Source organism: Dialister sp. CAG:357 (assembly GCF_000435155.1).
Classification (GTDB): domain Bacteria; phylum Bacillota; class Negativicutes; order Veillonellales; family Dialisteraceae; genus Dialister; species Dialister hominis.
The window spans coordinates 11,871-24,141 of record NZ_FR896422.1 but is presented as its reverse complement, the minus strand read 5'-3'; the positions used below and the strand labels follow the sequence as shown (position 1 = coordinate 24,141).

Sequence of the window (12,271 nt, the reverse complement as noted above, 5' to 3'; positions counted from 1 at the left end):
AATCCGCGGTCTTTTTACTATGCAGCTGATTTAAATGACGCGGCTGGCATTTGCCAGGCAGCGTTCTGTTTCGGATACGATATCTTCAACGATTTCCTGTACGGGCTGAATCTTTGTCAAATGGGTCAGTGACATGCCGGCGAGGATAAAGCCGTTTTCTGTGTCGCCTTCAATGGCACCTTTTCTGTTTGTCCCTCTGGAAAGTGCAGTCAAGGTGCTCAAAGGAGCACCGCTGTATTCTTCCTGCAGATACTTATCAGAGAACTTATTTCTTAATCCTCTGACACTGTCTCCGGTAGTGAAGCCGCAGACGACAGAATCCGTATCGTTGGCATTGATGATGGCCTGCTTGGCATTGGGGTGGAGCAGGTGGCATTCCTCAGCAAGAAGGAAGCGTGTACCCATCTGGACACCTGAAGCGCCCATGATCAGAGATGCCGCAACACCTCTTCCGTCCACGATGCCTCCGGCTGCAACCAGTGGAATCTCGATGTCGGGAAGAATGTTTTCCAGGAGAGCCATGAGTGTCACTTTACCGTCATGTCCGCCTGCTTCCATGCCTTCGACGATGATGGCATCAGCTCCGGCATCCTGCACACGCTTGGCAAGCTTTGCATTTGGAACAACCGGAATGCATTTGATGCCTGCATGATGAAGAGGTTCAAACCATGGGAGGGGATTGCCTGCACCAATGGTTACGAAGGGGACTTTCTCATCACAGATCACCTGAGCAACATCATCGACGTTTGGCGCCTGCAGCATTAAATTGACGCCGTAGCATTTCCCATTTCCCAGAATGTCTTTGGCTGTCCTGATACTGTCCCTGACTTCATCTGCAGAGAATCCGCCCGAGCCTATGACGCCTGCGCAGCCTGCATGATTCATTGCAGCCGCCAGCACTCCGTCTGAAATATAGGCCATTGCACCCTGAATGATGGGGTAATCAATACTGAGGAGCTTCGTTAACTTTGTGTTCCATGACATAATATCCATCTCCTTGCGATATGAAAATACCGGATTAAAGTGAAATTTCATAATGGACTTTGCTTGATGCCTTATGAAGACCGGTTTATTATTCTTTTCCCATTATACCTGCTTTATGTGAAATAGGTAAGTTTTAAGCCCTATCATGCGGATTACCGGAAGACAAATGCATAATGAATGCATGAAAGTAACCCTTTGGCTGCTATGCAATGCGCAAATTTCATGTAATGAGAAAACATAGGAAAATATCTGCCTGAAATGAACCATGATGAGGAAATGATATAAAAACGGATAAAGGCTTTGATTTTAGAAGAGAGTCAATGTGGAAATATCAGCCTTTCCTGCACGTAAAATATAGGAATAAGTATATATTACATAATTTTAATGCACATTATGGTTAAATAATGTATACTTAATTATAGAATTAACGGCAGTTGTTGTAGTATTATTAACTGCGTGATATACTGTAAGGGTAAAGTTCAGGCTTTTCTCTATCCCTAATTTCATAAATATATGATACGGAAGTGATAAAGGTGGAAGAGGACTCCTTAATGATGCTTCTTGTGCCGGAGATGATGATTGAAGCACAGGAGCGGTATGAAATCCTCAGACAGATCCATGCAGCACAACCGGTCGGAAGACATCTTTTAACCGTACAGACGGAATTGTCAGACAGCATTATTCGGAAACACATTGAAGAAATGGAGCGGACCGGGCTTTTGGTTTACAGGCCCTCCGGGATCAGTTTGACCAGCAAGGGTGAATCACTCCTGGAGCCGCTTTCCCATTATTTCCGGAAAAGTCCTTTTTCCGATAAGATGGCAGCATCTTTGCAGAAAATCTTATCGATGAAAAAGGTCATACTGGTGCGGGGAGATTCTGATGAGAAGGAGTCAGTAAGAGGTGATATAGCCCAGGAGGCCGCCTTGGCCCTGATTCGTCTTATAAGAGATGATGACATAGTGGCAGTGAGCGGCGGAGCATTGATGGCTGAACTGGCGGAAATGCTCCCAAAGCTTCACATGAATGTGGATGTTTTACCGATCAGAAGAGGATTTGGCAGGAGAATAGATTTTTTACCAAATAATGTGGCAGCTCATATGGCTGAAAAATTAGGAGGGAAGTATCACATCCTTCAAATACCGGATGGATTGAGTCCCGAGTTTTTCTACAAGCTGAAAAAAGAATTGCCGCAGATCAATCAGACAGAAGAATTGTTTTCAAAAGCGGGTATATTGGTTACTGGTATAGACAGTGCAGAGGATATTAAGAAGTATCACGAACTTCCATCAGATGTAACGAGGCGGCTGGAAAAGGAAAATGTATCCAGCGAAGCTTTGGGACTATATGTCAATGCGGAAGGGAAAATCTTATATCGCCTGTACAATGTCGGCATTTCCAGGGACGATATACCAGCAATACCACATATATTAATTACTGCAGGCGGAAGTCATAATGGGGAAGCGATCCTTGCTGTGGCAAGAGCAGGAATACGCGGAGTCCTCATTACTGATGAAGGGGCCGGCAGAAAAATACTTCAACTAGTTTCAGGTGAAAAAGCGACAACAGGAGGTTGCAAAGATCATGGTTAAAGTCGGAATTAATGGATTTGGCAGAATTGGAAGACTCGTATTTCGCGGCATGCTGAAGAGGGACGATCTGGAAGTCGTTGCTATTAACAATCCAAGCGGGGTTGAAACAGCTGCTTACCTTCTTAAATACGATACTGTTCACGGAAGACTTGATGAAAAGGTAGAAATTGACGGCGACGATTTGATCATTGAAGGCAAACGTGTTCATGTTTTCCAGGATCGTGATCCGGAGCATCTGGACTGGAGCAAGTATGGTGTTGAAATCGTTGTAGAATCCACAGGCAAGCTGAAAGATAAAGTCAGCGCCGGAAAGCATATCAAGGGAACTGTGAAAAAGGTTATTATCACAGCACCGGGCAAAGATGATGACGCAACGATTGTTATGGGCGTCAATGAAGAAACATATGACCCGAAGGCAGACAATATTATTTCCAACGCTTCCTGCACGACAAACTGCCTCGCTCCGATTGTAAAAGTACTGCATGAACAGTTCCACATTGTACGCGGACTTATGACAACCGTTCATTCCTATACGAATGACCAGGCTATTCTTGAAAAAGCACACAAGAAGGATCCAAGAAGAGGCCGTGCTGCTGCAGAAAACATTATTCCGACTTCCACAGGCGCAGCAAAGGCAATCGGCATTGTCATTCCTGAAATGAAAGGCAAACTGAACGGACTGGCTATCCGCGTTCCGACCCCGGACGTATCCCTGGTCGATCTGGTTGTTGAACTGGAAAAGACAGTTACAAAGGAAGAAGTCAACGAAGCATTGAAGAAAGCCGCTGAAGACGAATTGAAAGGAATCCTTGCTTATACGGATGAACCCCTTGTATCCAGCGATTTCCGCACAACAAATGTAAGCTCTACCGTTGACAGCCTGCTCACCATGGTTATGGGCGGCAATCTTGTCAAAGTTATTGCATGGTACGATAACGAATGGGGTTATTCAATGCGTATTATTGATCTTGTAGCTTATGTTGCATCGAAAGGACTGTAATGATGAACAAGCAGACAGTGTATGATCTTAAGCCTGAAGGAAAGGTTGTATACATCCGTGTCGATTATAATGTTCCCCATGATAAAGAGGGGAATATTCTGGATGACCGCAGAATCCGGGCTACAATTCCAACAATTCAGTATCTTCTGAATCAGGGCGCAGCCATTGTCCTGGCCAGTCATATGGGAAGGCCGAAGGGCGAATATAAAGCAGAATTATCTCTCCGTCCTGCTGCAGCCCGTCTGGCAGAACTTTTACAAAAAGAAGTCAAATTCATTCCGGACTGCATTGGACCCGAAGCTGATCAGGCCAAAGAAGAACTGAAGCCGGGCGAGATTATTCTTCTTGAAAACTTAAGATTCCATAAGGAAGAAGAAAAGAATGATCCGGATTTTGCCAAAGCACTTGTCAAAGGATGCGATCTGGCTGTTAACGATGCTTTCGGCGTATCCCACCGTACACATGCATCCATCGTAGGCGTTGGCAGACTTTTGCCTATGGTATCCGGCCTTCTTCTTAAAAAGGAAATTGATTTCCTTGACGGCGTCATTGAACATCCGGAAAGGCCATTTGCTGCGATTATAGGCGGAGCAAAAATCAGTGACAAGATCCAGGTTATTGCAAACCTGATGGAAAAGGCAGATGTCATCCTGATTGGCGGCGGCATGGCGAATACATTCGTTGCAGCCCAGGGTTATGACATGGGCGAATCCCTGCAGGACAAAGACCGCTTTGATTTGGCAAGAAACCTTATGAAGAAGGCAAATGATCTTGGATCAAGCATCATGCTGCCGGTTGATTTCATGGCAGGTGATTCATTCTCCGCTGAAGCAAAGACAAAGGTTCTTTCGGCAGAAGAATTCTCCAGCCCGTGGATGGCGCTTGATATCGGTCCTAAGACCATTGATCTTTATGTTGAAACTTTGCAGAAAATGAAGACTGTCGTTTGGAATGGCCCGATGGGCGTTTTCGAAATGGAACCATTCTCAAAGGGAACCTATGCAATAGCTAAGGCTATGGCATCCCTCAATGCGACGACTGTCATCGGCGGAGGAGAATCCGCATCGGTTGTTGATCAGCTTGGAATCGGAGACAAATTCTCTCATGTATCGACAGGCGGCGGCGCTTCGCTGGAAATGCTTGAAGGAATGATTCTTCCGGGCGTTGCAATCCTTGCTGACAAGGAGTGATAATTTGAGGAAAAAGTTAATTGCAGGAAATTGGAAGATGAATCAGACGGTGACGGAGGCAGGTCACTATTTTGAAAAGTTTAAAGTAAAAGCCAGGGAAGATGTAGATTTGGTTTTCATTCTTCCTTTTACCGATATTCCAGTTGCCAAATTTTTTATAAGCAGATTATCAATCGGTCTTGGCGCACAGAATATGTATCCGGCGGAAAGCGGAGCTTTTACCGGAGAGATTTCACCTCTTATGCTCAAGGATCTTGGATGCACGTATGTCATTTGCGGACATTCTGAAAGAAGAGAGATCCTGGGAGAGAGCGATGAATTTATTGCCAGGAAAGTAAAATGTGCACTGGATCACGATATAACTCCGATTCTTTGCGTCGGTGAAACAAAGGATGAACATGATGCAGGGAAAACAGAGGAGAAAATAGAAACACAGGTAAGGGCAGCTCTTGAGAAAATCCCCACTGATAAGGTTTCAAATGTTGTTATCGCTTATGAACCTATCTGGGCGATCGGCTCGGGCGCAGCGGCAACTGCAGATGAAGCAGAAGCGGTTGCAAAGCTGATCCGGCAGATTGTTAAAAATATTGCCGGGAAAAAAGTTTCAGATCAGGTGCGGATTCTCTATGGCGGTTCTGTCAATGCCGGAAATATCAACGATTTTACTGGAGAAAAAGATATTGACGGCGCTTTGGTCGGCGGGGCCAGCTTAAAACCAGAAGAATTCATTTCTATTTATCAGAAGGCTTGAGAAATCATTTTTATTAAAGGGACAGATGAAAGGGTATAGGTGGAGTTAGATTATGGCAGTCATTACGGATCTTCATGCAAGAGAAATTTTAGATTCACGTGGAAATCCTACTTTGGAAGTCGATATGTCACTGGAGGATGGGACATTTGCCCGCGCCGGAGTTCCGTCCGGTGCTTCTACCGGTATCTTTGAAGCCACCGAACTTCGTGATGGAGATGAGACAAGGTATGGCGGAAAGGGTGTTCTTAAAGCCGTAGATAACGTAAATGGTGAAATTGCAGATGCCGTTATCGGCTGGGACGCAAGTGATCAGAGAGGGCTGGATCATATTCTGATCAACCTTGATGGAACCGAAAACAAGAGCAGACTCGGTGCAAATGCCATTCTTGGCGTATCCCTTGCTGCTGCTCATGCTGCAGCCAACTCATTTGGACTTCCGCTCTACCAGTACCTTGGCGGAGTGAATGCACACGTACTGCCTGTTCCGATGATGAACGTACTTAATGGCGGCGCTCATGCAGACAACAATGTTGATATCCAGGAAAGCATGGTCATGCCTGTCGGAGCTTCCAGCTTCAGGGACGGCCTTCGCATGTGCGCTGAGGTATACCACACTTTAAAAGCTGTTCTTAAGGATAGAGGACTTTCTACTGCAGTTGGAGACGAAGGCGGATTTGCTCCGGATCTTCCGTCCAATGAAGCAGCTATGGAACTTCTCTGCGAAGCTATCGAAAAAGCAGGCTATACTGCAGGAAGCGATATTGTCCTTGCTACTGACGTTGCTGCATCTGAACTCCTTGGCGACGACGGCTTATACCATTTATCCGGAGATCATGCAGCAAAGACCGCTGAACAGATGATTGAATTCTACGATCACCTGATTTCCGAGTACCCGATTGTTTCCATTGAAGACGGGCTTGGAGAAGAAGACTGGGAAGGATGGAAACTTCTGACAGATTCACTGGGAGACAAAGTACAGCTTGTTGGGGACGACCTTTTCGTTACCAATACAGAACGTCTTTCCAGAGGAATTGCAGAAGGCGTTGCCAACTCCATTCTGATTAAACTGAATCAGATCGGCACGCTGACTGAAACATTTGAAGCCGTACAGATGGCACAGAGAGCCGGTTACACAGCTGTTATTTCCCATCGCTCGGGCGAAACGGCAGATACGACAATTGCTGATCTGGCAGTTGCTTTGAATGCAGGACAGATCAAGACAGGTGCGCCGTGCAGATCTGAACGAGTTGCAAAATACAACCAGCTCCTCCGCATTGAAGAAGGACTTGATGCAGATGCCTGCTATGGAAGCGAAGAGCTTGCCGGCAAGCTGCGTATATTTGAAAAATAAAAAAACGGAGCTGTGACAAAATGCGCAATCATTTTGCCACAGCCCTTTTTTTATGCATCATATACAGCATGTCAATAAATTAGTGCAATCATTATGAAGAAATGATACAATAAGACGGTATAAAACGTTAAAATTATTTGGACCATAAATTACAAAGGAGAGACAACATGAGTAAAGTATTTGTTATCGGTCATAAATCACCGGACACAGACAGTATAGCTGCTGCCGTTTCCTATTCCTATTTGAAAAGACAGCTTGGCGTTGATGCCGTAGCAGCCAGAGCAGGGGAACCAAACAAAGAAACAAAGTTCGCACTTGATTATTTCAAGGTAGAAGCACCTGTTTTACTGGAAAGCACTGCAAGAAAGAATCCGGATGATGAAAAGACAAAACTGATTCTTGTCGATCACAATGAATCCAAGCAGTGCGTAGACGGCGCAAAGGATGCAGAAGTCCTTGAACTGATCGATCATCACAGACTGGGTGATTTTGAAACCGAAAATCCGATTTTCATCCTGATCCGCCCGGTAGGATGCGTAAACACCGTTATTTACGGCCTTTACAAGGCAAATGGAGTAAAACCGTCCAAAGAAGTTGCCGGAATGATGCTTTCTGCGATCATCTCTGATACAGTTCTGTTCAGATCCCCGACTACAACAGATGAAGACAAGGCTGCAGTCAAGGAACTGGCAGAAATTGCAGGCGTCGATTATGAAGCTTACGGCATGGAAATGCTTAAGGCAGGCGCTGACATTTCTGATTACCCGGCAGAAAAGCTTGCTCACAATGATACCAAGGAATTTGAAGCAGGCGGAAAAGTTTTCAGCTGCGGTCAGATTTCTGTTATGGATCTTGAACCGATCGAAGCCAAGCGCGCAGATATCATGAAAGTTCTTGAGGAAACCAAGGCAGAAAAACAGTATGAAGCTTCCTACCTGATGGTTACCAATATTCTGACAGAAGATACATATCTCTGGTTTACCAGCGGCGCTGAAGCTGCAGCTGAAGAAGCTTTCGGCAAGAAAGCGGAAGATAGATGTGTATATCTTCCTAAGGTCATGTCCCGTAAGAAACAGGTAGCTCCGTTCCTGTTAAAAGTATACGGAAAATAATTGATTCGATGAATGTAGGAAGAACTCATTTTTGACAGGTACAGTCATTTATGGGTTCTTCTTTTTACACTAAGGAGATTTGAGGATTTGTCTAATTATTTAAACACATTAAACGACCAGCAGTTGAAAGCGGTAAAGCAGATAGACGGACCAGTCCTGATCCTGGCAGGGGCCGGTTCAGGCAAGACGAAGTCATTGACCTGCAGGATTGCCTACATGATGGAATCGGGAATCAGTCCGTCTGAAATTCTGGCAATCACTTTCACAAACAAGGCTGCCCAGGAAATGAGGGAACGTATTCATGCTCTTGTGGGGACTTCTGCTGACAAAATCTGGATGTATACATTTCATTCCTTCGGCGCAAGATTCCTCAGACGTGAAATCAGCAATTATCCTCCATATAATGATAAATTTACGATTTATGATTCGGATGATTCCAAAACACTCATAAAAAATATACTTAAGGAACTGAATCTGGATGACAAGCAGTTCCAGCCCAATATCATTCAGGCGCATATATCTTCAGCAAAGGGCCAGCTGCTTGAGCCGAAAGCATTCCGCGCGCAGGTTGGATCGAACTTCTTTGCACAGAAGGTTGCCGATGTATATGAATCTTATGACAAGCATCTGAAGCAGAACAATGCGCTTGACTTCGACGACCTGCTTTTCATGACAACAAAGCTCTTATCGATTGAATCGATCCGGAGACGCTGGCAGGACAGATTCCACTATATTTTGATCGATGAATATCAGGATACGAACCATGCACAGTACCTGATGGCAAAACTTATTGCAGGAAAGAATCAGAATATCTGTGCAGTCGGTGATGCTGACCAGAGTATTTATTCCTGGCGCGGCGCCGATCTCAGGAATATCATTGATTTCCAGCAGGATTATCCGTCTGCCAAGGTGATCAAACTTGAACAGAACTACCGCTCGACGCAGACGATTCTGGATGCGGCAAACGCAGTCATTCAAAATAACTCCGGAAGACCGTCCAAGCGGTTATGGACAGAAAACAACCAGGGCAAGCCTCTTATCCTCTATACAGCTTCCGATGAGCACAGTGAAGCTGATTTCATCGTAAATACGATGAGAAAAGAACACAATGAGGAGCATCAGCTGTATGGAAATATGGCTGTCTTGTACCGTATGAATGCGCAGTCGCGAGTCATTGAAGAAGCGCTCGTAAAAAGCGGAATCGGATATACGATGGTCGGAGGGACGAGATTCTATGACCGCGCAGAAATCCGTGATATGCTTGCATACCTCAAGCTGGTATCCAATCTTAAAGATAATGTCAGCCTTATGCGTATCATCAATGTCCCCAAGCGCGGAATAGGGGCGGCAACCGTACAGAAGCTTTACGATTACGCCAACGAAAGAAATACATCCATGTTCGAAGCAATGATGGATCTGGACGGGCTTGATGTCTCTTCGTCTACGAAGACAAAGCTCCAGAACTTCATAGCCATGATGTTTGAGTTCCTGAATGCATCTACCGAGACGAATGTCTTTGGCCTGCTTCAGAAAATAATGACGGATACGAAGTATCTGGAACAGCTGCAGGAAAGCAAGGATCCGCAGGTACAGAGCCGTGAGGAAAACCTTGGTGAACTTCTCTCTGTTGCCAAGGATTTCAATAATGATAATCCGGAAGGCGGAGTATCAGATTTCCTTGAAAAGGTTGCTCTTGTCAACGATGTGGATACGTATGAGAATGAAAATGACAGAGTGACACTGATGACGATCCACAGTGCCAAGGGACTGGAATTCCCGATTGTATTCCTAGCCGGAATGGATGAAGGCATATTCCCCGGCGTCCGTTCTCTGATGGATGAGTCCAAACTAGAAGAGGAACGCCGTCTCTGCTACGTGGCTTTGACCAGAGCAAAGGAAAAGCTGTATTTATTCAATGCCCATATGCGCACGATGTATGGTCAGATCAAGCCGTACCTTCCCAGCCGTTTTATTGATGAAATTCCTCAGGACCTCCTGACGCATGTCGAGTCTGATGAACGGCAGGACAGGGCTTTCCAGGCAAGAAGGCGGAAGACGGCCAGCAGAGTCGATTATGCAATGTCGGAAGTATCTGTTGTGAATAAGCCAAAACCGCAGAAAGAGCCGAAACGCTATGACTGGAAGGTAGGAGATACGGCTGTACATAACCTCTGGGGGAAGGGGAAAGTCGTTGCAGTTATGGGATCGGACAGCAAAATGATGCTGAAGATTGAATTCCCGAGAAATAAGATTCGTCAGGTCATGGTTGCATTTGCTCCAATAACGAAAGGAGAATGATTATGGTTCCTGAAGATGTGCGAGAAGAAGCCGAAAAACTGAAAAAAGAGCTTCGTCATCACAGCTACTTGTACTATGTATTGGACAAGCCTGAAATTTCAGATTATGAATTTGACCATATGTACAGAAAGCTTGTAGACATAGAGGCAAAGTATCCTGAGCTTGTTACTCCGGATTCTCCGACACAGAGAGTCGGGGGAAAGGCAACGGATGATTTCCAGAAGGTAAGATTCAGGAAGCCTATGCTGAGCCTTGCCAATGCGTTCAGCGCCGATGAGCTCCGGGATTTTGACCGCAGGGTCAAGGAAGGGCTTGAAACAGACCACGTCCAGTATATTACGGAGCTCAAAATCGACGGGCTCTCAATGAACCTGATCTATAAAAACGGCGTTTTGACGCAGGGGCTGACAAGAGGCGACGGAAGAGTCGGCGAAGATGTTACAAGCAATGTAAAAACGATTCATACGATTCCGCTTTACATAGAAAACGCTCCGCCATATATGGAAGTCCGCGGTGAAGTTTACATGCCGAGAAAAAGCTTCATCATGCTCAATGAGGAAAGGGATGAAGCCGGACTCATGCCGTTTGCAAACTGCAGGAATGCAGCAGCAGGTTCCCTGCGCCAGCTTGATCCGCATGTCACGGCTGCCCGCAATCTGGCTTTTTTCGCGTATGCATTAGGCGACATTGAAGGCCTTGAAATTTCCTCGCAGGAAGAGCTTCTGATGAAACTTTCCGAATTCCATTTCCAGGTAAACCCGAATTATAAGAAATGGGGTTCCATTGAAGGAGTCATCCAGGGCGTCAATGACTGGGAAGTCCGCAGGCATGATCTTGGATACGACACTGACGGAATGGTTATAAAAGTCAATGACTTTGCGCAGCAGGAAAAGCTTGGCGCAACCGTCAAGGATCCGCGCTGGGCCATGGCTTACAAGTACCCGCCGGAAGAGGCCGAGACTAAAGTTGAAAAAATTGTCGTAACTCTTGGAAGGACAGGAGTCCTGACACCATCTGCCGATCTTGAACCGGTCCATCTGGCAGGGACAGTCGTAAAAAGAGCAACCCTCCATAATATGGATTTCATTAAAGAAAAGGATATCCGCGAAGGGGATTACGTAAAGATCTACAAAGCCGGGGAAATCATTCCGGAAATAGACCGCGTGCTGAAGGAAAAACGAAATGGTTCTGAAAAGCCATTTGAAATTCCGGAAGTCTGTCCGGTATGCGGAAGCTCTGTGGAACGTCCTGCCGGCGAAGTCGCTTACAGGTGTACAAATCCGAACTGCGGCGGCATAGTCCGCGAAAAGCTGGTGCATTTTGCCTCCAGAGATGCCATGAACATCGAGGGGATGGGGCCGTCAGTGGTCGATAGCCTTCTGGCATACAGGCTTGTTTCTGATCCCGGTGATTTCTACAGGCTTACTCAGGATGAGCTTGAACAGATTGAACGGATGGGAGAAAAGCGTGCCGGAAACCTGATTGCAGCAATAGAAAAGAGCAAGGAAAGCGGATTGGCAAAACTGCTCTTTGGCCTGGGCATCCGTTTCCTTGGTGCAAAAGGTGCTGAGCTCGTAGCCGGAAAGTACCATACCATGGAGGAGCTGGAAAATGCCGGCACAGATGATATCCAGAGTATTGACGGAATCGGCAAGGCAACGGCTGAAAGTTTGTACAGCTACCTGCATGATATGGAAAATATGAAGGTACTGGATAAGCTTAAAAGCGCAGGCGTCATGATGGAAGCAGCCGTCGAAGAGGAAACAGGAAGCGCCTTTGAAGGTGAAATGGTCGTGCTGACAGGAAAATTATCCAGCATGGGGCGGCGCGAGGCAGGAGATCTCATCAAAAGCCAGGGCGGCTCTGTCCAAAGTTCCATCACGAACCATACGACCCTTGTCGTAGCAGGGGAAGACGCAGGAAGCAAACTGGACAAGGCCAGAGAAAAAGGAATCCCTGTCCTTAGTGAAGAAGAATTTCTGGCAAGACTTGG

General features: G+C 46.0%; 9 protein-coding genes. 8 read left to right on the top strand and 1 reads right to left on the bottom strand.

Annotated features, from left to right (window positions below):
* Positions 1 to 30: 30 nt before the first annotated feature.
* Entirely contained in the window at positions 31 to 984 is a 954-nt protein-coding gene (locus M3200_RS04890; RefSeq protein ID WP_022382430.1) for a nitronate monooxygenase, read from the bottom strand.
* Positions 985 to 1,535: 551 nt separating this feature from the next.
* Between M3200_RS04890 and M3200_RS04885 the strand changes: the two genes are divergently transcribed.
* From M3200_RS04885 to ligA, 8 genes are all read left to right on the top strand, one after another.
* The gene (locus tag M3200_RS04885; RefSeq protein ID WP_022382429.1) at positions 1,536 to 2,576 is read left to right on the top strand and encodes a sugar-binding transcriptional regulator; all 1,041 of its coding nucleotides are present in this window, start codon (positions 1,536 to 1,538) and stop codon (positions 2,574 to 2,576) included.
* Entirely contained in the window at positions 2,566 to 3,576 is a 1,011-nt protein-coding gene (gap, locus tag M3200_RS04880) for a type I glyceraldehyde-3-phosphate dehydrogenase (RefSeq protein WP_288178158.1), read from the top strand. Before M3200_RS04885 ends, gap begins: the two co-directional genes overlap by 11 nt.
* A 2-nt stretch (positions 3,577 to 3,578) precedes the next feature.
* The gene (locus tag M3200_RS04875) at positions 3,579 to 4,766 is read left to right on the top strand and encodes a phosphoglycerate kinase (RefSeq protein ID WP_108850868.1); all 1,188 of its coding nucleotides are present in this window, start codon (positions 3,579 to 3,581) and stop codon (positions 4,764 to 4,766) included.
* A 4-nt stretch (positions 4,767 to 4,770) separates the two neighbouring features.
* On the top strand, positions 4,771 to 5,517 hold the full coding sequence (gene tpiA, locus M3200_RS04870; protein WP_288178152.1) for a triose-phosphate isomerase: 747 nt from the start codon (positions 4,771 to 4,773) through the stop codon (positions 5,515 to 5,517).
* Between the two features lie 52 nt (positions 5,518 to 5,569).
* Entirely contained in the window at positions 5,570 to 6,868 is a 1,299-nt protein-coding gene (gene eno / locus M3200_RS04865; protein WP_022382425.1) for a phosphopyruvate hydratase, read from the top strand.
* Positions 6,869 to 7,035: 167 nt separating this feature from the next.
* On the top strand, positions 7,036 to 7,980 hold the full coding sequence (locus M3200_RS04860) for a manganese-dependent inorganic pyrophosphatase (protein ID WP_022382424.1): 945 nt from the start codon (positions 7,036 to 7,038) through the stop codon (positions 7,978 to 7,980).
* A gap of 87 nt (positions 7,981 to 8,067) precedes the next feature.
* Positions 8,068 to 10,278, top strand: a complete 2,211-nt coding sequence (pcrA, locus tag M3200_RS04855) for a DNA helicase PcrA (protein WP_022382423.1) — start codon at positions 8,068 to 8,070, stop codon at positions 10,276 to 10,278.
* 2 nt (positions 10,279 to 10,280) lie between these two features.
* Positions 10,281 to 12,271: NAD-dependent DNA ligase LigA (ligA, locus tag M3200_RS04850; RefSeq protein ID WP_288178151.1), on the top strand; the 1,991-nt coding region annotated here is incomplete at its 3' end.

Coding starts and splice junctions, on each gene's coding strand:
- M3200_RS04890 (WP_022382430.1), bottom strand. CDS start 984: ATGTCATGGAACACAAAGTTAACGAAGCTCCTCAGTATTGATTACCCC.
- M3200_RS04885 (WP_022382429.1), top strand. CDS start 1,536: ATGATGCTTCTTGTGCCGGAGATGATGATTGAAGCACAGGAGCGGTAT.
- eno (WP_022382425.1), top strand. CDS start 5,570: ATGGCAGTCATTACGGATCTTCATGCAAGAGAAATTTTAGATTCACGT.
- M3200_RS04875 (WP_108850868.1), top strand. CDS start 3,579: ATGAACAAGCAGACAGTGTATGATCTTAAGCCTGAAGGAAAGGTTGTA.
- M3200_RS04860 (WP_022382424.1), top strand. CDS start 7,036: ATGAGTAAAGTATTTGTTATCGGTCATAAATCACCGGACACAGACAGT.